The sequence below is a fragment of the Mesoflavibacter profundi genome, from assembly GCF_014764305.1.
Lineage (GTDB): Bacteria > Bacteroidota > Bacteroidia > Flavobacteriales > Flavobacteriaceae > Mesoflavibacter > Mesoflavibacter profundi.
Map to the genome: position 1 here is coordinate 2,223,523 of NZ_CP061703.1, position 24,429 is coordinate 2,247,951.

Genomic DNA, 24,429 nt, shown 5'->3' on the forward strand with positions numbered 1-24,429 from the left:
AAAATAAATTTTTAGTTTAAATAGTCAAGAAAAAAGTGAATTATTTTTTCAGTATTAATATGAACGTGTGTTATTTTCTTAAACTACTTGACTATTAAGTCTTTTGCAGTGTTAAAGTTTGCTGTTAAAAGTTTAATCTTCCTTTTTAGGAATCCATTTTACTTCTTCAGCCTTTAAGTCTTGAGACAACTTTCGTGCCAATACAAAAAGGTAGTCAGATAGACGGTTTAGGTAAGTTAAAGTGTCTTGTTGAAAAGGTTCTAAATCATATAAGGCAGATGCTAATCGTTCTGCACGTCTACAAACTGTACGTGCAATGTGACAGAATGACACGGTTTGATGTCCGCCAGGTAATACAAAATGTGTCATAGGTGGTAATTGCGCATCCATTTTATCCATTTCATCTTCTAATAACTGAATGTCATATTGATTTATTTTTGGAATGTTAAGGCGTTGTTTACCATTTTTAAGCGTTGCTTTTTCTGGATCTGTTGCTAATATTGCGCCTACTGTAAATAGCTTGTCTTGGATATTTATTAAAATATCTTTGTAATGACTATCTATTTTTTGATCTCTAATTAATCCAATGTGACTGTTTAGCTCGTCTACTGTACCGTAACTATCAATTCTTATATGGTGTTTTGGTACTCTTGTTCCTCCAAATAATGCAGTTGTACCTTTATCTCCTGTTTTTGTGTATATTTTCATAAAAATCAAAGTTAGGAGATTATAGTTTAAAGTAAAAGTTTTTTAGATTATTAGATGTTTCGATTACTCGATTTTAAAAAGTTTAGATGTTTCGATGATTTGAGATATTTGTAAACTACTCACTCTTGTGTGATTTCTCGCTATGCTCGAAATGACTAAGGTGTATTTTTATTAATTAACAATTATCAGTTATTGGTCATCGGTCATTTGTCTTCGTGCTTCCTAGTTAATGCTTCTCGATACAATGCCACATGCTTCGGCATCACACGAAGTGACGATGATTAGATATTTGGATTAATAAATTTTTATATTCTTTAGATTATTCGAAATAAGTTTCTAACAACTAACAGTTAACAACTAGATTCTAATAGTAAAGTGTTCTTTGGCTTGTTCTTCTCTAAAAAATACAATTCCCCAAAAAAATGTGTCTATTGTGACTGTAACTTTAGGATGTTTTTTTATGGTTTCCCAAGCTTCGGTCATGCTTTTAGACCAATATATATCATCAAAAATAAAAACGGAATTATTGTGCGCAGTTGGTAATAATGTATTAAAATAATCTAATGTCGCATCTTTTTGATGATTACCATCAAAGTAAACTATATCGTAGTTTTCTGCTGTTATGTTTGATAAAACGTCTTTAAAATCGCCAGTTAAAACAGTTGTGTTTGTTACCTTAAATGTGTTAAAGGTTTGTCTTGTAAACTTGGATATGTTTGGACAACCTTCTATAGTCGTGATTTTAGCTTCAGGACAACCCAAATGCATTGCATGTGTCGCAATTCCCATAGATGTCCCTAACTCTAAAATGTTTTTAGGTTGAAAATAATTGGTGAGTCTATAAAATAATTTAGCTCTTTGTTTTGTAGTTCCTGCATTTTTAGCAATATCTTTTACGATTCTGATATTAGATTTGCTAACGTGTGATCCTGCTCCTAGATCTGTGACTTCAATTTTAGTTTGATTAGATTTTAATGCTTTTCTATAGTCTAACAACGTTTTATAAGCGCTAAAATTTGACTTATCGTAAAAACATTTTGTAACCAAATTATAAACAAAAGGCGAATGTACGCCATGTTGATTTGTAGATCGTAACCAAAATTTTATATATGCTATGATTAGATTTCTCATTAGAGTATTATGGTTAGTGTGATATTATAGTGTTTCTTTGGTTTGTCAATAGGTTGATGGTTAGGTTTGTTAGACAGTTAGATTGTACGATTACTAAATATTTTCACTAAACACTAAACACTAAACACTAAACACTAAACACTAAACACTAATTTATTTTTATTCGTTTTCCATTTTTTCAGCTAGTTCTAGCCAGCGTAATTCTTTTTCTTCAATATCGTCTATAATATCTTGCATTTTATTAGAAAGCTCTGTAATTTGATCTTGAGTAAGATCTGGATTTAAAAATTGTTGTTCCAATTCTTTCTTATCAAACTCTAAAGATTTAATCTTGCTTTCTAGATTTTTGTATTCTTTTTGTTCGTTGTAAGATAGGTTACTGTTGCTGTCTTTTTTCCAAGTTTTCTTTTCTTTTTTATCGTCTGAAGAACTTTCTGGAGCTTTACTATCTTCATACGTTCTGTAATCTGAGTAATTTCCAGGAAAATCTTCAACAATACCTTCGCCTTTAAAAACAAGTAAGTGATCTACTATTTTATCCATAAAGTAGCGATCGTGCGATACGACTATTAAACAACCAGGAAAATCTAAAAGAAAATCTTCTAAAACGTTAAGTGTTACGATGTCTAAATCGTTAGTTGGTTCGTCTAAAATTAAAAAGTTTGGATTTTGAATTAATACGGTACATAAATACAGTCGTTTACGTTCTCCACCGCTTAATTTTTCTACAAAATCGTATTGTTTTTTACGGTCAAATAAAAACCGTTCTAGAAGTTGTTGTGCGCTAATTTGTCTTCCTTTTTTTAGCGGAATGAAATCGCCAAAATCTCTAACAACATCGATTACTTTTTGATCTGGTTTAGGTGTAATACCGGCTTGTGTATAATAGCCAAATTTTACGGTTTCGCCTAAAATTATTTTACCGCTATCAGGTTGCGTGGTTTGGGTAAGGATATTTAAAAAAGTAGATTTTCCAGTTCCGTTTTTTCCTATTATTCCAACACGTTCACCTTTTTGGAAATTATAGCTAAATTTATCTAAGATTATCTTGTCTTTGTAGGACTTAGAAAGTTTTACAAGCTCTACAATTTTGCTTCCTAAACGTTCCATGTTAATTTCTAGTTCGACAACATGATCTTTGCGTCTTTGATGTGCTTTGTGTTTAATTTCGGCAAAGTCGTCTATTCTAGATTTAGATTTTGTTGTACGAGCTTTAGGTTGTCTTCGCATCCAACCAAGTTCTTTTTTGTAAAGTTGTTTGGCTTTGTCAACTTCGGTTTGTTCTCTTAAAATACGTTCTTCTTTTTTTTCTAAAAAGTAAGAGTAGTTTCCTTTGTAATTATATAATTGTCCGTGATCTAGCTCTATAATTTCGTTACAAACGCGTTCTAAAAAGTAACGATCGTGAGTCACCATAAACAGGGTAATATTTTCTTTAGCAAAAAACGCTTCAAGCCATTCTATCATTTCTAGATCTAAGTGGTTGGTAGGCTCATCTAGAATTAATAAGTCAGGTTTGTTAATTAATGCATTAGCAAGACTAAGTCGCTTTTTTTGTCCGCCAGAAAGACTACTAATCTTTTGATCTAATTGCTCTAATTTTAGTTTAAAAAGAATTTGTTTGTATTGGGTTTCAAAATCCCATGCTTGATGCCTATCCATTTGTTCAAACGCTTTTTGGTAAGCATCTGTATCTTCTGGGTTTAGTAAGGCGTTTTCGTAATTTTTTATAATGTCTAATACAGGATTATCTGCATTAAAAATAGCTTGCTCTACGGTAAGATTAGGATCTAAATTAGGTTCTTGAGGTAAAAAAGAAACTTTAACGTTTTTACGATAAATAACTTGACCAGAATCTGCAGTATCTAAACCAGCAAGTATATTTAATATTGAAGTTTTACCTGTTCCGTTTTTAGCTACAAAAGCTATCTTTTGGTCTTTATGTACGCTAAAGGATAAATCTTTAAACAGCGTAAGCTCTCCATAAGATTTTGATATATTTTCTACTGTTAAGTAATTCAAAATGTACTTTTTTGCAAAGATGAGAATATTAGTTTAAAGTTCAAGGATTAAACATTTAAAGTGTAAGATTTATGGTTTAATTAATAATTTTTAAGTGATTGAGTTAAATTGAATGTAATGATGAAAATTAGCTATGTTAACACGCCAAATTATTCGGTAAATGTTTTGTTTTTAACGACGAAAAGTTATATTTGTGAATTAACAATAATCGCTTTATGAAGCCATTAATAGCTTGTATTTTACTTGTTTTAGGTGTATTTAGTACATCTTGTATTACTAATAAAGACGTCGTTTATTTGCAAAATAAAGGTACCGTAGCAAATGATTCTTTACAAATAAAATCTTTAGCACAACCTTATCGTGTACAAATTAATGACATATTAAGTATCAACGTTAAGGCTTTAGATGAAGAATTAGTACAAATTTTTAATCCAACAACATCTTCTTCCTCTGGAAATATTGGGCTATCAGAACAAGGATTATATTTTAATGGATTTACCGTAGATCTTCATGGTAGTATAGAGTTTCCTATTTTAGGTGAAATAAATGTTTTAGGATACACTGTCGAAGAAATAGAAGATAGAGTAAAAGCGTTATTGCTTGAAAAGTATTTTAAAGAAACTGCTCAAATTTTTGTAACTGTAAAATTAGCAGGATTGCGTTATACTACATTAGGAGAAATTGGTAATAAAGGAACACAAGTTTTATACAGAGAACGCGTTAATATTTTAGAAGCAATTGCAAATGCAGGTGATATTGCTCAAACAGGAGATAGAAAAGATGTTTTGATTGTTAGGCAGTATCCTGATGGACAAAAAATTCATCATATAGATTTAACAGATATTGCAGCTATGAAATCTGAATATTATTATATCCAGCCAAACGATATCATTATGGTTAAACCTTTAAAGCGTAAAGCTTTAGGTGCTGGACAAACAGCAACCCAAACTATTACTACAGTTGCGAGTATATTTTCAGTTATTGTAAGTACTTATTTCTTAGCCAAAAACTTATAGCCAATGGAGTCTAATACAATTGATCAAAATCAACAAATCTTTGATTTTAAAGCTTTTGTTTTTAGAGCTTTAAGTTATTGGAAATGGTTTGTTTTACTTCTAATTATTGGTGTATACATTGTGTATCAACAAAATATTAGAGAAGAATTTCCTTACACGTTAGATACAAAAATTACTGTGCAAGATGATAAAAACCCTTTATTTACATCTAATACTAGTTTAATATTTAATTATGGCGGAATATCTGGTAAAGTACAAGAAGTATTATTAAATCTAAAATCTAGAGAACATCATGAAAAAGTGGTAGATAGTTTAGATCTATATTTAAGTTATCTTACACAAGGACGATTTTATAAAACAGATATATATACAGCAGCACCATTTAAATTTCAGCCATTAGATACAGCTTTTCAAGTTGTTGGATATCCAATAAAAATAGAATTTAAAGATGAAAATTCTTTTGAATTATCTTACGATTTTGGTGAAGAACAAAGTGTTGCTACTCAAAATTTTGTCACTAAAAATGTTTTACGACAATCTATAGCTTCTGCTACTTTTAATCAAACGTATAAAGTAGGAGAGTTTATAGATTTACCAATATTAAAAGGAAGTATTGAATTAAAGGAAAATGCCAAAATCCAACCAGGTAAGGTGTTTTTTATAAAGTATAATGGTTTTAATAGTACTGTATCAAGTTTTTTAAGATCTTATGTAGTTACAAATGAAGAGCGATCACCTTTACTTAGCGTTAGATTAACAAATAAAAATAAAGCTAAAATTGTAGATTATTTAAATACTTCAATTTATATATTAGATCGTGATCAGTTACAGAAAAAAAATCAATATGCTGTAAATACTATAAACTTTATAGATAAGCAATTGGCTAGAGTTAAAAACGATTTAACTAAAAAAGCAGACTCTTTAAACGATTTTAAAAGAGATAACAAGCTTTTTAATATAGACAATGAAACAAGTGAGTTATCAAATAAAATTTTAGAATACAATAACCAAAAAGAAGGTTACGAAAAGCAATTATTATCCTACGACTTACTTAAAAATTACTTAGAAACAAGTGAGGATTTTACTAGTTTTCCTGCGCCAGTTATAGAAGGTATAGTAGATGGAAATACACAAAATTTAATAGCTCAAATAATTCAAATTTCTTCAGAAAAATCTAAACTTCAATATTCGGTAAGAGACAATGTGTCTATTTTTGATGATTTAAATAGACAAATAGATGGATTAAAACAGGTGTTGTTTGAAACAATTTCGTCTGCAAAAAATAATATAAGATTTCAAATTAGATCTATTAATAATAAGATTTATAATGTAGAAAGAGAATTTTCTAATTTACCAGAAAGCCAGCAACAATTAGAAGCCATAGAGCGCGAGTATTTACTAAGCCAAAATACATATAATCTTTATTTAGCTAAACGTGGTGAAGCAGAGCTTGTAAAAGCTTCTAACGTGTCTGATATTAATTTACTAGAGCCAGCAAAAGATACAGGTCAAAAAAGAAACGCAAGAAATTTAAATATTAGATATGTGTTTGCTTTTTTAGGAGCATTAATACCAATATTATTACTAGCATTTTTAATTACATTTTTTGATAATAAAATACATTCTCCTAATGATTTAACAAAACTTAGTAGATTACCATTATTAGGTGTTGTAGGTAAAAATCAAACCGATAATAATTTAGCGGTATTAAATAAACCTAAGTCTGCTGTTGCCGAGGCTTTTAGAGCTGTAAGATCCAGTTTAGAGTTTATTTACAAGAAACATGATTTAGATGGATCTAAAACAGTAATGGTAACATCTTCAATTAGTGGAGAAGGAAAAACGTTTTGTTCTATAAACATAGCGTCTGTTTTTGCACTTGGGGGAAAGAAAACCGTGTTAGTAGGTTTAGATTTAAGAAAACCAAAGATTTTTGGAGATTTTAATATAGATAATAATATTGGAGCAGTTAATTATTTAATTGGTCAAAAGAGTTTAGATGAAGTTACGCAAGGAACTTTAATGGAAAATCTTGATGTGATAACATCTGGTCCAATACCACCAAATCCATCAGAATTGCTTATTAGCGAAAAAATGGATGATTTAATAGAAGAGTTAAAATCTAAATACGATTATATTATTTTAGATACGCCGCCAGTAGGATTAGTTGCAGATGCTTTAGAGCTTATAGAATATGCAGATGCCTCTTTATATGTAGTGCGACAAGACTATACCAAAAAAGACATGTTACATCTAATACAGGATAAACATAAAAAAGGAGAAGTATCTAATATAAGTTTCTTATATAACTATTATGATTTAAAAGGAACTTATGGCTACGGTTATGGTTATGGCTACGGTTATGGCTATGGAGCGTATGGTAATGGCTACCATGAAGATTCTAATACCAACAAAAGCTTTTTAAATAGATTTAAAGATAGTTTTAAAAAATCTAAGTAAACTCTGAAATTTTTATCCATAAACAGCATCTTTTTTGCGTTAAAATACCAAAAAAATCGTTTATTTGCTTATTATAAATAAATTCACAGATTTTGAATACAGAAAACAAGTCTGAAAATTGGTTATATACCATTTCGCCAAAAAAAAAATTAGTAGATTTTAATTTTAAAGAAATTTGGCGATATCGTGATTTACTTTTTTTATTTGTTAAACGAGACATTATTACGGTTTATAAACAGACTATTTTAGGACCGTTATGGTTTTTAATTCAACCCTTATTTACTGCTGTTGTTTTTACTTTAATTTTTAATAATTTAGGTCAAATAGAAACTGGAGCTGTTCCAGCTTTTTTATTTAATATGGCAGGAATAACAGCTTGGAATTATTTTAAGGAATGTTTATCAGGAACATCAGATACTTTTGTAAAAAACCAAGCTATTTTTGGTAAAGTTTATTTTCCAAGAGTCATTATGCCTATGACGGTAACTATTTCTAATTTATTAAAATTTGGAATTCAGTTGCTTATCTTCTTGTTGTTTTACCTTTACTATTATTTTTCGGGAAGTCATATTTCCCCTAATGCACACATAGTTTTATTACCATTTTATGTGTTAATAATGGCATTGTTAGGTCTAGGATTTGGTATGATTTTATCCTCGTTAACTACAAAATATAGAGATTTAACCGTATTAGTTAGTTTTGGTGTATCATTGTTAATGTATTTATCTGCTGTTCCTTATCCAGTTGCAGAAGCTAAAGCAAAATTCCCAACTTACATATCTAATTTTGTAGAGTATAATCCTTTAACTCAAGTGGTTGAAGGATTTAGATACATGCTATTAAATACTGGTAGTTTTGATTGGAGTAAATTTATATACACACTAATAATTAGTATAGTCGTTTTCTTGTTAGGATTAGTAATTTTTAACCGTACAGAAAAATCTTTTATAGACACTGTTTAGTGCTTGACGTTTAGTGTTTGTTTTATAGTTTTTAGAGAAAAAAAATGACAAAAGATAAAGTAATATTAAAAGTAGACAATATCTCGAAGCAATACCGATTAGGATTAGTTGGTACTGGTACTTTAAGTCATGATTTAAATAGATGGTGGCATAGAATAAGAGGAAAAGAAGACCCTTATTTAAAAATAGGTGAAGAAAACGATCGCAGTAAAAAAGCAAAATCCAGTTACGTTTGGGCTTTACAAGACGTTAGTTTTGAGGTTGAAAAAGGAGAAGTACTAGGTATTATAGGAAAAAATGGAGCAGGAAAATCTACATTATTAAAAATATTATCTAAAGTTACTGGACCTACAACAGGAGAAATAAAATCTAAAGGTAGAATAGCGTCTTTATTAGAAGTTGGAACAGGTTTTCATGGCGAAATGACTGGAAGAGAAAATATCTATTTAAATGGTGCAATTTTAGGGATGACTAAAAAAGAAATTTCTTCTAAAATTGAAGATATAATAGCTTTTAGTGGTTGCGAGAGATACATAGATACACCTGTAAAAAGATATAGTAGTGGTATGACAGTTAGGCTGGCGTTTGCTGTTGCTGCATTTTTAGAACCAGAAATTTTGGTGGTAGATGAAGTCTTAGCTGTAGGTGATGCAGATTTCCAAAAAAAAGCTATAGGGAAGATGCAAGACTTAAGTAAAGGCGAAGGAAGAACAGTGCTTTTTGTAAGTCATAATATGGCAGCTGTAGAGAGTTTGTGTACTAGAGTAATAATGATGCAAAACGGAAAATTAGTTTCTAATGGATTACCAAAAGATATCATTTCAGAGTATTTAAAAGATAAATCATTTTCTACTCAAACTTACAAAGCAGCTTCGGTAAATGAAGCAATAGGTAATAATGGGATTAAAATTTTAGAAGCTTCTATTTTACCAGAGAATACTTCAGATTCTGTAATAGATGTTTCTTCTAAAGCAATTTTTAAATTACAAATCCTTAACCAATCTAATTTTGAAGACTTATCTGTTGGCTTTGATTTAAAAACAATTAGAGGTGAAGTTATTTTTAGTACAGGTCATTTAATTTCAATTAAAAAGGAAGAAACAATTACATTAAATTGCGAAATTCCTAGCAATTTTTTAAACAATATAACTTATCAAGTACATGTATATATTCATAATAGTAATATGTACAAACTATTTGAAAACAGAGAATTATTAGCATTTGATGTTAAGGATATTAAACGCGAATCTGGTTATTTAGGTAAGGTTAATGGTATGGTAAGACCAAAATTAAATTGGAATATTATAAACTAGTTTTTATGAAGTGGATTAATACTGTTTTTAATAAAAAAGTAGATGCAATAGGCTTATCTATATTTAGAATTTTATATTCTATTGTGTTGTTTTTTGAAATTAAACAACTTTACACCTTTAGACATTTAATTTATGATAAAGACCCTTACAGAATTATAGGAGAATTAGATGTAGCATTTATCTTTAAATTTTGGTTTGTTATCGTATTGTTTTTATGTGTAGGTATATTTAAAAGATTAACAACAATAATAAACTACATATTTTCTGTAGTAATATTTAGTTCTGCAATTACATTTGAGTATCATGTGTTTTATGCCTACGTAGGTATAAATTTTTTATTAATGTTTATGCCTATAAATAGGGTATTGTCTATAGATGCATTAATAGAAAAATTAAAATACTCTGTCATGAGTAGGCAATATAAAATTGATAGAAAAATTTTAAAAATAAATTATCTAATTGTTGTTTTTGCAGCATTAGGATTAGTTTATTTTGATTCTATTTTTCATAAATTATCAAGTGTTATGTGGACCAAAGGATTAGGCGTTTGGTTGCCTTCCAGTTTACCAATGGTTACTTGGACAGATTCTACTTGGCTTCTAAACCAAAAATGGTTAATGTTATTTTTAGGATACTTAGTTTTAGTGTTTGAAACCGTTTTTATAGCTTTATTTTGGTTTAAACGCTACAGGATTGTACTTCTATCTATAGGATTGTTTTTGCATATAGGAATTTTAATTACATATCCAATACCTTGGTTTGCACTAACAGCAATAGTTGTATATGTTTTAATGGTTCCAATTTCTTTTTGGTTAAAGATTTCTAATAGCCTTAAATTAAAAAGTCCACTTTATAAATTTTATTATGATTTAGAATGTCCGTTATGCAATAAAATCATTATTATAATTAAACATTTTGATGTTTTTAACGCAATACAATGTGTAGATGTACAAAATAACTTTACTAAAGAAGAGGCTTTTAAGAATATACCAGAAGAAGATGTATTAATAAATATACATGGTGTAGATAAAAACGGAAAGGTTTACATAGGTTACTACGCTTACGTAAAGTTGTTAAAAGCAATGATTTATACCTATCCTTTAGGTTTAATTTTAAGTTTACCTTTAATTAATGTATTAGGACGTAAATTATACCAGTTAATAGCAGGAAATCGAATAACAGAAAGATGTACGGTAGATAATTGTAATGTACCTGTATTTACAAATCCAATTTCAGAAAATGAAGAATTATATATATCTGGAGTAACTACATTAAAAATTACTAAACTTTTTTGGAAGGTAGTAATAGTTATAATGTTTTTTGGACAAGTATTAATGATTTGGTTTTCACCATTATTTCAGCAACACTATAATGTTTCTATAATAGATAAAGTTTTAAGTTATCCTTACAAAAAACTTAATGATGAATACAAGGATTATTTAGGTCTTACTCATCATCCTGTATTTATGTACAAAAATCATTTTGAAGATTATAAGTACGTTTTTAAAGTTGTTTCAATAAATTCTAAAAATGAAGAAACTATAATTCCATTATTAAATAACGATGCAATGGTTGTAAAAAGTGTTGCAAGAGGAGCATTTTGGGTTAATTCTACTTTTAGAGTTAACGGACCTCATTTTAATTTAAATAAGTACGAAAAAGGATTATTGCCATATTTAAGGTATTATGAAACTTTAGAAGAAGATATTAAAGGGTATAAAATTTATTATAAAACTATAAATCCGGTAAATCAATGGAGTAAAGATTTTTTAATAAATAATATTAATTCTCCATGGAAATCATGCGGTTTTATAAAACCTTTAAAAAACGAATATCAATTTAATTGGGATAAAGCTTTTGAAGAGAAGTTAGATTAATAAAAGTATTATGAATATACTGGTAACAGGAGTTTATGGGTTTTTAGGTACAGCTATAGCAAATCATTTGGTAGACCAAGATTATGTAGTTTATGGATTATATAATAAAACTGTATCTAGAACATTAAATCCAAAAGTTACTGTTTGTAATAATTTAGAGGATATACCATCCAAAATAGATATAATTTATTGTTGTCATGCAGCTGTAAATTCCGGAAATTTAGTTCTAGATCATAATATTTTAGAAGAAGCGAATCTAAATGCGACAAAACTAATCTTAGAGCAATATCCTGCAGTAAAAATAATTTATATATCTACAATTTCTGTTTACAAAAACATTTCAATAATTAAGGAAAAGTCAAAAGAACAACCTAGTTCTTATTATGCAAAAACTAAGTTGCAAGCAGAACAGTTATTTAAAGATTCGCAAAATAGTTACATAGTTAGATTATCTTCTTTATATGGTCCAAATATGAAAGAAAACACGATAATACCAAACTATGTAAACATGGCGTTGCAAAAAAATAAAATAGAAGTTTGGGGAAAAGGAAAAAGGTTGCAAAATTATATATACATTAAAGATGTATTAGACCTTTTAACCAGATTAATAACTTTTGAAGACGCTATAGATTTTCCTTTATTAGCAGTTGGAGATAAATCTATTTCTAATTTAGAATTAGCTAAAACAATAAGTGCTCAAACGCAGGCAAATATTAAATTTATAAACGAAGATAGTTCAGATTCTTATGTGTTTGATAACACGTTAACCCAAAAAACTTTAAATTGGACACCAAAGTTTAGTGTAGAAAAAGGACTTATGCAATATATTTCATGGAAGAAAAAACAGTCTTAGTAACAGGAATAGGAGGAAATGTAGGTCAAGGAGTATTAAGAAATATCAGAGATATAAATTGGCCAATACACATTATAGGTACAAATGTAGAAGCATTTAGCGCAGGCAATCATTTATGTGATAAAACATTTATGGTACCTTATGCTTATGACAATGATTACATAGATTTTGTTAAAAAAATAGTTGAAGAAGAACATGTAGATCTAATAATACCAACTACAGATTTTGAAGTGTATTATCTAAGTTTAAATGCCAATTCCATAAACGCAACTATAGTAGCTTGTGACGCTTCAATAACAAATGTTTATTTAGATAAATATCTATCTTACAAACACCATACATCACTAAATATACCTTTTGTACAATCTTGGTTACCATCAGAGTTTGAAGGATTTGAAGGCGATATTATTGTAAAACCAAGAAAAGGTAGAGGATCACGAGGTATTACAATAAATCCCAAAGACCCAAAATCATATTCAGACGATTATATGATACAACCTTTACATAAAGGAAAAGAGATAACAACAGCAATTTACATTGATAAAAATAAAAGTTTACATGGTATTTTCTCCATGGAACGCCAATTGCAAAATGGAGCAACAAATAAGTGTAAAACAGTAAATACTTTTGATAATAAATTAAAAGAAGATATCATTTTAAAAATGATAGATCAAGAAGGAATTAGAGGAAGTTTAAATTTACAATACATTGTAGATAATAATCAAAACATTCATTTATTTGAGGTGAATTGCAGGATTTCTGGAACAAATTCAATAAGACATAACCTAGGTTTTCAAGATGTTAAGTACATTTTACAAGAATATTTATATCAAGAAAAACCTTCAAAAGTGTCTAAAAAAGAAGGCGTTGCTATAAGATTATTATATGATGTAATTTATCCTGATGCCAGCACAACTTCAGATTTAAACAATAAATCAAGCAATTTTAAAATTTATTAATTATGAAATATATTTTGTTTGATGTAGCTGGTACATTATTACATAAACCGGAAGTTTACGATAAAATTTTAGAAGTTCTGTTTAAAAACAATTACAAGGTAGATCTTCAAATTTTAAAGAAGCACCACAAACTTTTATCAGAAGTAATTAAATTTCCAGATCGCACAGATAAAACCTTTTACCAAAATTTTAATTCAGAATTGCTTTATAGCTTAGGTATAATACCAAATCAAGATATTTTAGAACAAATATTTAAAGCATGCAGCTATTTACCTTGGCAAGCATTTAATGATTGTAGTGTTTTACAAGAATTAAATATTCCTATAGGTATTATATCTAATTTTAATAGTAGTTTAGAAGATGTTTTAAAGGATAAAATAGATGTTTCATTCTCAAACATATTTGTTTCAGAAAAAATAGGGTATTCTAAACCAGATATTAGGTTATATAAACTAGCACTGGATAAATTAAATATCTTACCAGAAGATGTTTTATATATAGGCGATTCATTTAAATTAGATTATCAACCAGCAAGTCAATTAGGAATAAAAACTTTAATAATAGATAGAGATAATTTTTATCCTAATCATTCTAATATAATTTCATCTTTAGAACAAATTAAAAGCTATATTTAATGAAAACGTTGGCAATTATTGGCGCAGGAGATTTAGGACAGCAAATCGCACATTTTGCATTGTCAGACAAACATTATAATAGTGTAGTTTTTTTTGATGATTATACAACGCAAGATCAAATAAAAAATATACCAGTTTTAGGGACTATAAATAATGTTGTTTCGGCTTATAAAAACAAACAATTTGACGAGCTAATTATTGGTATAGGCTATAAACATTTAGAAGTTAGAAAGACTGTTTACGATACGTTTAAAGATCAAGTACCATTTGGTAAAATTATACATTCCTCATGTTATGTAGATCAAACAGCTAAGATTGGGCAAGGTTGTGTGATTTATCCAAAGGTAAATTTAGATGCTAATACAGAAGTTAAAGAGAATTGTATTTTAAATATTAATTGTACAATAGCGCACGATTCTGTTATAGGTTCACATAGTTTTTTATCGCCTAGAGTTGCAATTGCTGGATTTGTAAATGTAGAAGAGCAATGTATTTTAGGAATAAATGCTACTATAATAGACAATATAACTATTACTAGTAAAACCCAATTAGGCGCAGGTACAGTAGTAATTAAATCAATAGAAAAACAAGGGTTATACGTTGGTAATCCTGCAAAATTTATAAGATAATGATTCCATTTAATAAACCTTATCTTACAGGTAAAGAACCACATTATATAGAGCAATCTGTGATGTCTGGTAAAATTTCTGGAAATGGAGATTTTACTAAAAAATGCCAACACTATTTTGAAGATACTTATAACATAAAAAAAGCCTTATTAACAACTTCTTGCACAGATGCATTAGAGATGTGTGCAATGCTAATAGATTGTAAAGGTTACGAGGTTATAGTGCCTTCTTACACATTTGTATCTACAGCTTTAGCATTTGTAAGACAAGGCGCAAAAATTGTGTTTGCAGATTCAAAATCTGATCAACCCAATATAGATCCAGAACAAATAGAAGCGTTAATTACCAAAAACACTAAAGCTATAGTAGTGGTACATTATGCTGGTGTTGCTGTAGATATGGATAAAATAATGACGTTAGCAAAAACTTATAATTTGTTTGTTATTGAAGATGCTGCGCAAGCAATAGATTCGTATTACAAAGAAAAGCCGTTAGGTAGCATAGGTCATTTAAGTGCTTTTTCTTTTCATGAGACTAAAAATATAATATCAGGTGAAGGAGGATTATTAGGTATAAATGACAAACAATTTATAGATAGAGCAGAAATTTTATGGGAAAAAGGAACAAATAGATCATCTTTTTTTAGAGGCGAAATTAATAAATATGGTTGGGTAGATACTGGATCCTCATTTTTACCATCAGAGGTAATAGCAGCTTTTTTGTGGGCGCAGATAGAAAATATTAAACCCATACAAGCTAAACGAATAAAAATTTGGGATAATTATTATAACCAATTAAATATTCTAGAACAGAATAATAAAATCACACTGCCAAAAATTCCTGATTTCGCTACTAATAATGCGCATATGTTTTACATAATTTGTAAAACTGAAAACCAAAGAAGCGAACTAATTAAATTTTTAAAAGAAAAGGAAGTCTATGCAGTATTTCATTATTTAAGTTTACATAAAAGTGAATATTACAAAAGTTTAGATTATTACAAAGCAACAGACTTACCAAATTCAGATAAGTTTACCTCGCAATTATTAAGATTACCTTTTTATTTTGAATTAGAAGAACAACAACAGCAATTAATAATAGACTTAATTTTAGAGTTTTTTAATGAGTAAACCATTAATATATCATATTTGTGAAGACGAAAAATTTATAAATTCTGCTATAAAACAATTTGAAGATGTTTATAGCGGATACAATAAATTTTACGTGCTTGTAAAAGATATAACTCAAGAATTTAGATATATTAATACACAGTCGTTTGTTACAAAAGTAGATAGTAATTCTGTTTTAAATATTATTGATCAAATAACATCAAAAGACATTGTGGTTTTTCATAGCTTGTCTAAAGATTTCTATGACTTTTGTTTGCAATTACCACAATCAATACAAACAGTTTGGATGTGTTTTGGTTTTGAGATTTACAACGATCATAACTATACAAAAGACGCACCAATACTTGCGCCAATTACTTTAAAAAAATTTATTAGAAAATCGCCAAGTGCTAATTACTCGTTTAAAAAACGAGTGAAAAACGCATTAAGGCCAATATATCATACATTAAAAGGAAATAGAGAGTTATCTATTATTAAAAAAAAAGAAAAATCTATCCAACGTATAGATTATCTAGCAACTTCTTTTAAACAAGAGCATCACAGTATTTGTAAATTTATACAACAGGAGAAAAAAAACTTTAAATTTTGGTATTATCCGTTACATTTAATTGTAGATGTAAATGCAAAAATAGAAAGTAATAAAACAGCTATTTTAATCGGTAATTCTGGCTTTAGAACTGGTAATCATCTAGACGTTTTTAATGCTTTAAAACAATTACCAATTACACAAAGTAAAATATATGTACCACTAAGTTACGGTAACCCAAGTTATATACAAGCAATAAAAGAAGAAGGACAACTCATTTTTAAAGATAAATTTAATCCATTACTAACATTTTTACCTTTAGAAGATTACAATCAAATACTAAACACCATAGGAATTGCAATATTTTATAATTTTAGGCAACAAGCTGTAGGTAACACGATAGCTATTTTATGGTATGGAGCAAAAGTGTTTTTAAGCGAAAAAAATCCTTTTTATCATTATTTAAAAGACTTAGGTGTTATAGTTTTTAGTGTAGAAAAAGATTTAAACGCGCAAAGTATATCAAGTCATTTGGATATAAATCAAATAGAAAACAACAGGAAAATATTGTATGATCAGCTTAACCAAAACCAGTTAAAAAGAGATTTAGAAAATCAAATTCATTCCATTTTAAATTTAAATAAATAAGTAAAATGGTAGAAGTATCTATTATAATTCCAGTCTACAATCGTGCACATTATATTGCCAAAACACTAGATTCTATTATTGATCAAACGTTTAAAAATTGGGAATGTATTGTGGTAGATGATGGTAGTACAGATCATACTTTAGAAGTTGTTAAATTCTATGAGAATAAAGACAACAGAATTAAATTATATCAAAGACCAGAACAATTTAAAAAAGGAGCAAACGCTTGTCGTAATTTTGGTTTTTCTATAAGTAAAGGACAATATATACAATGGTTTGATAGTGATGATTTAATGTTTAAAGATTTATTAAAAGCAAAAACGCACTACTTAAATACAAACAAGTCAAGTCAATTTTGTTTATGTCAAATGATTTTTTTTGAAGAAATTAACGGACAATTTAAACAACAACAAACAACAAATATTAAATACAAAGATCTTTTGCTTGATTATGTTTCTGGAAAAATCACTATTGGTACACAAACCGTATTTTGGCGAAAATCTTTTTTAGAGAATAAACAGTTATTTGATCAAGATTTAACTCAATCTCAAGATTTAGAATTTAATTCCAGAATGTTTCAAAATAATCCAAAAGGTGGATTTATTGATCAACCGCTAATTTGGTATCGACAAGCAGAAGACTCAATAAGCTCAAACTATTTAAACGTAATAGAAAATCATTATCAGTCTTTCTTAGAAGTAAGAAGACGTATAATAAACTCTAACCCAAAAAACTTAGCAATAAACGCAGCAGTAATTAAATCGGTTTTAACTTTATTAAGATCAAGTTTAGCAGCAAAAAAATATCAAATAAGCAAAGATGTTATTAAGTTTATTAAAGCTAATAATAAAAATAGATCTTTGATATTCAATATGAAATTACAAAGAATTTATTTTGCTTATAATGTGGTTAAAACTTTAAAATTTGGAGAAACTAGATTAAAACCTTTATTTAGATTATGAATAATTTTCTAGTATCCATAATCATTCCTATATATAATAGAGCGCATATTGTTAAAAAAACATTAGACTCTATAACTAAACAATCCTATACCAATTGGGAATGTGTGATTGTTGATGATGGTAGTACAGATCATACTTTAGACGTGTTACATTCTTACCAACAAAAAGATAACAGGTTTAAAATTTACAAAAGACCTTCAAATTATATTAAAGGTGCAAATGCATGCCGAAATTTTGGTTTTTTACAATCTAAAGGAGCTTACATAAATTGGTTTGATAGTGACGATGTCATGCTTAAAGACTTTATAAAATTAAAAGTCGAAGCAGTTACTACAAATACAAATGCAGTAATTAGCCGTAATCGCTATGCAAATGCAAATTTCACACAGTTTAGAGAATCAAAATTTAATTTTTCTGAAGACACATTGTTTAAAGACTATGCTTTAGAGACTATAGAATTGCAAACCTGTAGTTTTTTATGGGAAAAACAATACTTACAGGATAAAAAGCTATTTGATCCGCAAATTACACGTTACCAAGATAACGAATTTCATATTAGGATGTTGGCCAACAAACCAAAACTAATCGTATTAAATCACGTTTTAGCAACGATTAGAAGCGGTAATAGTGATCAATCGCAAATTAGTTCTTTAGTAGAAGAAAATTCAATAAAAATTTTAGACATATTTTATTATCGTTATCAATGTTTAAAATTAGCTTTTAATACAACATTGTGGAATGATAAAACATTTAAAAGAACCATTGCAAAAAAAGCATTTTGGATGTTTTACTCAGGTTTAAAAAAAGAAAAACAATTAAAAAACCGAATAGGATATGTGTTTAAATATAAAGATCAACTTAAATTCCTTTATACTATAAATGCACTATCAACAACTGAAAAATTAAAATCTAAAGGACTAATTATTAAACGTGTATTATTTAGATAACTAATGAAAATTCTAACCGTAGCCATACCAAATCATCACTTTTTTCAGTGGGTAAATCAACTAGAACATTCAGGACATGAAGTGTATTGGTTTGATATCACAGATGGCAATGGGTTTTCAAAAAAAATACATTGGGTAAAGCAATGTAACGGTTGGAAATTAAGATGGGATTATCCATTACGACAACGTATTAAAAAACATGCACCTAAATTATATACACTAATTCAACAGGTTAATGAAGTATCGGTGTTAAAAGCGTTTGAAAAGGTGTTACACCAAATACAACCAGATATTATACATTGTTTTGAAATGCAATTATCTGGTTTACCTATTTTAGAAGTTTTAGAACAAACAACACTACCAGTAATCTATTCGTCTTGGGGAAGCGACATGTATAATTATAAAGCACTTGGTGTTACTACACAAGAGGCAAAACAGTTTTTAAATCGCGTAGATTATCTAATTACAGATTGCCAAAGAGACTATAAAATCGCTCAAAACTTAGGGTTTAAACATAAGTTTTTAGGCGTATTTCCAGGAAATGGTGGTATAAGCATTCCATTAGATGCTATTGTACCTATATCGCAACGTCAAACTATCATGGTAAAAGGTTACGATGATGGCGTAGGACAAGCCATTATTGTTTTAAAAGCTTTAGCTAACGTAGATATTAAATTATTAAAGGATAAGCAAATTGTTGTTTACAGTGCAGATCAAGTGGTTATAGATTATTTAAAGCAATCTACTGTATTTAGTAATTTAGATGTGAAGATATTTAAACGCGGTCAATTTTTAAGTAATTCAACGCTATTAAGTTATATGGGAAACAGTCTTTTACATATAGCAAGTAGTACTTCAGATGGAATGCCAAATGCTTTATTAGAAGCAATGGGAATGGGCGCATTTCCAATCCAATCCAATCCTGGACATGTTACAGAAGAAGTGATTACACATCATAAAAATGGATTTTTAATACATAATCCATTAGATATAAAAGACATTGAACAATTAATAACCGAAGCACTAAACAATCAAGCCTTATTAGAACATGCTAAAGACATTAATGTTAAATTAATAGATAAAAGATGTAATCGTTTACATTTGCAACCTAAAATACAGTCTTTATATACCCAAATTATAAAATAACCTATGGATATTTCTTTTTTAATAGTCACTAAACATAGAGCAGCCGATTTAAAAGTAACCTTAGATAAACTCTATAAAATAATAGATTTATCTGTTCATGAAGTTTTAGTTTTAATCGATGGTTGTAATGCTACAGAAGCTATAGTAAAAGATTATAATTGGGTAAACTGGACCATTTTACAGCAAAGTGTTAGTGCATCGCCAGCAAGAGCTATACTTTATAAAAAGGCAAAAGGCGACATATTTGTAGGATTAGACGACGATGCACATCCGTTAACCACAAATTTTAATAACGCAGTTAAGCATTATTTTGAAATTAATCCAAATTTAGGGATAATCGCATTTCAAGAAGTTAGAGGATTATTTAACACAGATCAAGATGCTTTACAACACGTTAAAACAGGTGAAGACTATATAACTACAGATTTTATAGGATGTGGTTTTGCAATAAAAAAATCGGTTTATGAGGCAACAAATGGTTTTCCAAAATGGATGACTATATATGGAGAAGAACCTGCATTGGCTATAGAAGTCTTAGATTTAGGATATGACATTTTATATACTTACAATTTACAAGTTAATCATAGGGTAAATACTAAGTTACGTAAACAGCAAGGACGTAATTATTATAGATTTAAACATCAGTTACGCAATAGTATACGTTATTATTTGGTGTATCATCCTAAACCTATAAAAAAGCTAATTCGATTGTTGTGGCATAACTTTAAAAGCTATGCATTAACCGATTTTAAATATTTTAAAATGTATTGGCAAGTTGTATTTAGTGCTTTGTTTTCTTTACGTTCAATCTTAAAATTTAGACAACCAGTAAAGAGAAGTACCTTATTAAAACAGACTAATTTAAAATCAATAAGCTATAGTTAATGTATTTCAACTCTATAGATTTTGCAGTCTTCTTACCAATCGTATTTATATTGTATTGGTTTGTGACTAATACCCGTTTAAAATTTCAAAATGCGTTATTGGTTTTAGCTAGTTATGTGTTTTATGGTTGGTGGGATTGGCGTTTCTTATCATTAATTATTTTTAGTTCTTTAGTAGACTATACTATTGGATTACAACTGCAAAACCAAAAAAATCAGTCTAAAAGACGGTTGTTACTTTGGTCAAGTATAGCTGTAAACTTAGGCTTTTTAGGATTTTTTAAATACTATAATTTTTTTGTAGACAATTTTGTGCAAGCCTTTTCTTTTTTCGGGCATCAAATTAAACCAAATACGTTACAGATTATTTTACCAGTTGGTATAAGCTTTTACACATTTCAAACCTTAAGTTACACTATAGATGTTTATAAGAAGAAACTAGAGCCAACTAAAGATCTTATTTCATTTTTAGCATTTGTAAGTTTCTTTCCGCAATTAGTTGCTGGACCAATAGAGCGTGCAACCCATTTATTACCTCAGTTTTATAAACGTAGATATTTTCATTACAGTAAAGCAATAGATGGTTGTAAGCAAATGCTTTGGGGATTTTTTAAAAAGATTGTTATTGCAGATAATTGTGCCGAGTATGCCAATCAAATTTTTAACAATAGCCAAGATTATAACGGTAGTACTTTATTAATAGGCGCATTGTTTTTTACCTTTCAGATTTATGGTGATTTTTCGGGATATTCTGATATTGCCATAGGTACTTCTAGATTATTTGGTTTTGATTTAAAACAGAATTTCGCATTTCCGTATTTTTCAAGAGATATTGCCGAATTTTGGCGACGTTGGCACATTAGTTTATCCACTTGGTTTAGGGATTATTTATACATTCCTTTAGGCGGAAGTCGCGGAAGCACATGGTTAAAAGTGCGCAATACATTTATTATTTTTTTAGTGAGTGGTTTTTGGCATGGCGCTAATTGGACATTTATAATGTGGGGATTTTTAAATGCACTTTATTTTTTACCATTATTACTTACTAAACGTAATAGAACACATTTAAATGTCGTAGCTCAAGATAGATGGTTGCCTAATATAAAAGACGTGTTTTCTATGGGATTAACCTTTGGATTAACAGTGCTAGCTTGGATATTTTTTAGGGCAGAAACCGTTTGTCATGCGTTTACCTATTTAAAAGAAATCTTTAGTGCTAGTCTATTAAGTTTACCAACAGTAAGACCATTTTACCTGTTTGTTTTATTACTGTTTTTTATGTTTATAGAATGGTTAGGTCGTGCAAATGCATATGCGATAGAGCGTTTATTAATACGTAAATCTAAAGCCTTACGATGGAGTTTTTATATGTTTTTAATAGTGCTTACTTTTATTTTTAGTAGTCAAACCGAACAAGAATTTATTTATTTTCAGTTTTAAATGAAACGATTTTTAACACACATATTTCTATTTGCTTTACTATTGTTTTTAGTAGATAAACTCTTTTGTGTGTTATTGTACAATACGGCTCATACTCAAGACGACCAACGATTATTAAACATTCTTGATGGACAAATGCAAAAGGATATAATCCTATTAGGCTCATCAAGAGGCGCGCATGATTTTATTGCAAAAACCATAGAAGAAAAAACAGGTCAATCTACTTATAACTTATCGTATAGAGGTAGTGATGTTACTTTTCATCACTTTATATTACAGACTTTGATAAACTTTAATAAAGCACCAAAAACAGTAGTGTTAACAATAGATCAAACTTATCAATTTGTAGATACAAAAACACTTAATTTTAGGTACGACAAATTATTTGCAGTAAAGAAGAATAATTATATTAATTCTATACTTATAGAAGAAAATAAACATAGTTATTTTTCTAAATTTTTATGCTTAGGACGATTAAATAAAAACGATTTTAGCTTCACAAAACAACCTGTAAAACCAATAAATAAGCTGTCTTCTCATGGTTCTAAAATCTTTGTTACAAGTTACGATGCTACAATGGAATTTAATTCTAAATTAACTAATTATAAGATTGAAGCTGAAAATGATAATAAAGTCGAAGCATTTAAAGCAATACAGCAATTGTGTAAAGCCAATTCAATTAATTTGGTTTATGCATTTCCGCCTAGTTTTGAAGCGTTTGATCAGCAATTCTATAACAGGTTTTTAGATTTAGTAGAACAACCTGAATCTATTTTTGTTTACGACACTTTAAATCAAGATTTTAAGCAAAATAAATACTTTATAGATAAGTCGCATCTAAATCAAAATGGTGCTAGGATTTTTACTAATTCGTTTTGTGAATTTCTTATAAAAGTTAACTAAAGTTTATTAATTCTTACAAGCTTTTAGATATTTTACCTTTTATCCTGAAAACATACACTTTCATCCGAAAAAAAGTGTATTTTAGCGACTTAACCAAAAAATGTATCCTATCAAAATATGACATCAGTAGGTTTTATTCCTTTAAGAAAAGGGTCTAAAGGTATTCCGGGAAAAAACAAACGTAAAATGGTTGGAAAGCCCTTATTTACTTGGGTTTTAGGAGCTGCTTTACAATCAGATTTAGATACGGTTTATGTCTATACAGACGATTTAGATATTATTAGTTTTATTGAAAAAGAATATCACTATACAAATAAAATAAAAGCTTTACAACGTAGCGAAGCTAGCGCAACAGACACAGCAAGTACCGAAAGTGCTATGTTAGAATTTGCTCAAACTTTAGATTACAATTTTGATGCTATATGCTTGTTGCAAGCTACATCACCTTTTACAACAGCTACAGATATTAATAATAGTTTAGCATTGTTGTCTAAAGGATACGACTCTACAGTTACTGTAGTAAATACACATCGATTTATATGGGATGCATCCGGTAAACCATTAAATTACGATTATAAAAATAGACCAAGACGTCAAGATTTTGATGGACTTTTAGTAGAAAATGGAGCTGTTTATACCTGTTTGGCTTCGGTTTTAAAAACAAAGGAAAACAGATTGGGCGATGCAGTTGGTGTTGTAACTATGCCCGAAGATAGCCTGTATGAAATTGATACAGAAAACGATTGGACCGTTGTAGAACAATTACTTATACAGCGTCAACAACAACTAAAAAAAGCCGAAAAAATAACTCATCTAGTACTAGATGTAGATGGTGTTTTTACAGATGGAACCATAACCTATACAAAAGATGGAGAACATACCAAACAGTTTGATATGCGAGATGGTATGGGATTAGAAATTTTAAGACAGTTTGGAGTTACAGTGATGATTATGACTAGTGAACGCTCTGAATTAGTTGCAAAACGTATGGAAAAATTACAAATAGAACATGTGTTTTTAGGTGTAAAAGATAAACATACATTGCTAACACAATTGGCAAAAACACATCAATTTAGTTTAAATAATGTAGCCTATGTTGGTGATGATGTTAATGATTTAGCAAATATTTGTAGCGTTGGTTGGTCTTTAGCACCAAATAATGCTATGCAAGAAGTAATTAATCAAGCCGATATTATTTTACCAAAACCTTCTGGTGCAGGAGCAATTAGATCTGCTTGTCAATTTATAAAACAATATAATAAACGCTTTTAGCGAAAT

21 protein-coding genes are annotated in these 24,429 nt (G+C 28.8%); 18 read left to right on the plus strand and 3 right to left on the minus strand.

What is annotated here, in order from left to right; translation table 11 throughout:
- Nucleotides 1-132: 132 nt before the first annotated feature.
- The 3 genes from IFB02_RS10010 to IFB02_RS10020 all read right to left on the minus strand — a co-directional run bounded on the left by IFB02_RS10010 (nucleotide 133) and on the right by IFB02_RS10020 (nucleotide 3,861).
- A complete protein-coding gene (locus tag IFB02_RS10010; protein WP_191072711.1) occupies nucleotides 133-708 on the minus strand; it encodes a cob(I)yrinic acid a,c-diamide adenosyltransferase in 576 nt (191 codons plus the stop codon).
- 357 nt (nucleotides 709-1,065) lie between these two features.
- On the minus strand, nucleotides 1,066-1,839 hold the full coding sequence (locus IFB02_RS10015) for an O-methyltransferase (protein WP_191072712.1): 774 nt from the start codon (nucleotides 1,837-1,839) through the stop codon (nucleotides 1,066-1,068).
- A 159-nt stretch (nucleotides 1,840-1,998) separates the two neighbouring features.
- The gene (locus IFB02_RS10020; RefSeq protein ID WP_191072713.1) at nucleotides 1,999-3,861 is read right to left on the minus strand and encodes an ABC-F family ATP-binding cassette domain-containing protein; all 1,863 of its coding nucleotides are present in this window, start codon (nucleotides 3,859-3,861) and stop codon (nucleotides 1,999-2,001) included.
- Between the two features lie 215 nt (nucleotides 3,862-4,076).
- Between IFB02_RS10020 and IFB02_RS10025 the strand changes: the two genes are divergently transcribed.
- From IFB02_RS10025 to IFB02_RS10110, 18 genes are all read left to right on the plus strand, one after another.
- Nucleotides 4,077-4,877 carry a polysaccharide biosynthesis/export family protein gene (locus IFB02_RS10025; protein ID WP_191072714.1) on the plus strand — a complete coding sequence of 267 codons (801 nt, stop codon included), beginning with the start codon at nucleotides 4,077-4,079 and terminating at the stop codon, nucleotides 4,875-4,877.
- Between the two features lie 3 nt (nucleotides 4,878-4,880).
- Nucleotides 4,881-7,337, plus strand: a complete 2,457-nt coding sequence (locus IFB02_RS10030) for an exopolysaccharide transport family protein (RefSeq protein ID WP_191072715.1) — start codon at nucleotides 4,881-4,883, stop codon at nucleotides 7,335-7,337.
- A 92-nt stretch (nucleotides 7,338-7,429) separates the two neighbouring features.
- Entirely contained in the window at nucleotides 7,430-8,299 is an 870-nt protein-coding gene (locus tag IFB02_RS10035) for an ABC transporter permease (protein ID WP_191072716.1), read from the plus strand.
- 44 nt (nucleotides 8,300-8,343) lie between these two features.
- Complete coding sequence (locus IFB02_RS10040; protein ID WP_191072717.1) at nucleotides 8,344-9,612, plus strand: ABC transporter ATP-binding protein; 1,269 nt, start codon at nucleotides 8,344-8,346, stop codon at nucleotides 9,610-9,612.
- Nucleotides 9,613-9,617: 5 nt separating this feature from the next.
- Entirely contained in the window at nucleotides 9,618-11,489 is a 1,872-nt protein-coding gene (locus IFB02_RS10045; protein ID WP_191072718.1) for a DCC1-like thiol-disulfide oxidoreductase family protein, read from the plus strand.
- A 10-nt stretch (nucleotides 11,490-11,499) separates the two neighbouring features.
- Nucleotides 11,500-12,342, plus strand: coding sequence for an NAD-dependent epimerase/dehydratase family protein (locus IFB02_RS10050; protein WP_191072719.1), 843 nt, complete (start codon nucleotides 11,500-11,502; stop codon nucleotides 12,340-12,342).
- Nucleotides 12,321-13,301, plus strand: a complete 981-nt coding sequence (locus IFB02_RS10055; RefSeq protein ID WP_191072720.1) for an ATP-grasp domain-containing protein — start codon at nucleotides 12,321-12,323, stop codon at nucleotides 13,299-13,301. The genes IFB02_RS10050 and IFB02_RS10055 overlap by 22 nt, the downstream gene beginning before the upstream one ends.
- A gap of 2 nt (nucleotides 13,302-13,303) precedes the next feature.
- A complete protein-coding gene (locus IFB02_RS10060) occupies nucleotides 13,304-13,936 on the plus strand; it encodes an HAD family hydrolase (protein ID WP_191072721.1) in 633 nt (210 codons plus the stop codon).
- On the plus strand, nucleotides 13,936-14,565 hold the full coding sequence (locus IFB02_RS10065) for an acetyltransferase (protein ID WP_191072722.1): 630 nt from the start codon (nucleotides 13,936-13,938) through the stop codon (nucleotides 14,563-14,565). Before IFB02_RS10060 ends, IFB02_RS10065 begins: the two co-directional genes overlap by 1 nt.
- Nucleotides 14,565-15,695 carry a dTDP-4-amino-4,6-dideoxygalactose transaminase gene (rffA, locus tag IFB02_RS10070; RefSeq protein ID WP_191072723.1) on the plus strand — a complete coding sequence of 377 codons (1,131 nt, stop codon included), beginning with the start codon at nucleotides 14,565-14,567 and terminating at the stop codon, nucleotides 15,693-15,695. The genes IFB02_RS10065 and rffA overlap by 1 nt, the downstream gene beginning before the upstream one ends.
- Complete coding sequence (locus IFB02_RS10075; RefSeq protein WP_191072724.1) at nucleotides 15,688-16,869, plus strand: TDP-N-acetylfucosamine:lipid II N-acetylfucosaminyltransferase; 1,182 nt, start codon at nucleotides 15,688-15,690, stop codon at nucleotides 16,867-16,869. The genes rffA and IFB02_RS10075 overlap by 8 nt, the downstream gene beginning before the upstream one ends.
- A gap of 5 nt (nucleotides 16,870-16,874) precedes the next feature.
- Nucleotides 16,875-17,831, plus strand: a complete 957-nt coding sequence (locus IFB02_RS10080) for a glycosyltransferase family 2 protein (RefSeq protein ID WP_191072725.1) — start codon at nucleotides 16,875-16,877, stop codon at nucleotides 17,829-17,831.
- A complete protein-coding gene (locus IFB02_RS10085; RefSeq protein ID WP_106687246.1) occupies nucleotides 17,828-18,778 on the plus strand; it encodes a glycosyltransferase family 2 protein in 951 nt (316 codons plus the stop codon). The genes IFB02_RS10080 and IFB02_RS10085 overlap by 4 nt, the downstream gene beginning before the upstream one ends.
- A 3-nt stretch (nucleotides 18,779-18,781) precedes the next feature.
- A complete protein-coding gene (locus IFB02_RS10090; protein ID WP_106687247.1) occupies nucleotides 18,782-19,924 on the plus strand; it encodes a glycosyltransferase in 1,143 nt (380 codons plus the stop codon).
- A gap of 3 nt (nucleotides 19,925-19,927) precedes the next feature.
- Nucleotides 19,928-20,809 carry a glycosyltransferase family 2 protein gene (locus tag IFB02_RS10095; RefSeq protein ID WP_106687248.1) on the plus strand — a complete coding sequence of 294 codons (882 nt, stop codon included), beginning with the start codon at nucleotides 19,928-19,930 and terminating at the stop codon, nucleotides 20,807-20,809.
- The gene (locus tag IFB02_RS10100) at nucleotides 20,809-22,248 is read left to right on the plus strand and encodes an MBOAT family O-acyltransferase (protein WP_191072726.1); all 1,440 of its coding nucleotides are present in this window, start codon (nucleotides 20,809-20,811) and stop codon (nucleotides 22,246-22,248) included. The genes IFB02_RS10095 and IFB02_RS10100 overlap by 1 nt, the downstream gene beginning before the upstream one ends.
- Nucleotides 22,249-23,151 (plus strand): hypothetical protein, encoded by a 903-nt coding sequence (locus tag IFB02_RS10105; protein ID WP_106687250.1) that lies wholly within the window; start codon nucleotides 22,249-22,251, stop codon nucleotides 23,149-23,151. It abuts the gene before it with no gap.
- Nucleotides 23,152-23,268: 117 nt separating this feature from the next.
- Entirely contained in the window at nucleotides 23,269-24,423 is a 1,155-nt protein-coding gene (locus tag IFB02_RS10110; RefSeq protein WP_106687251.1) for an acylneuraminate cytidylyltransferase, read from the plus strand.
- Nucleotides 24,424-24,429 lie beyond the last annotated feature (6 nt).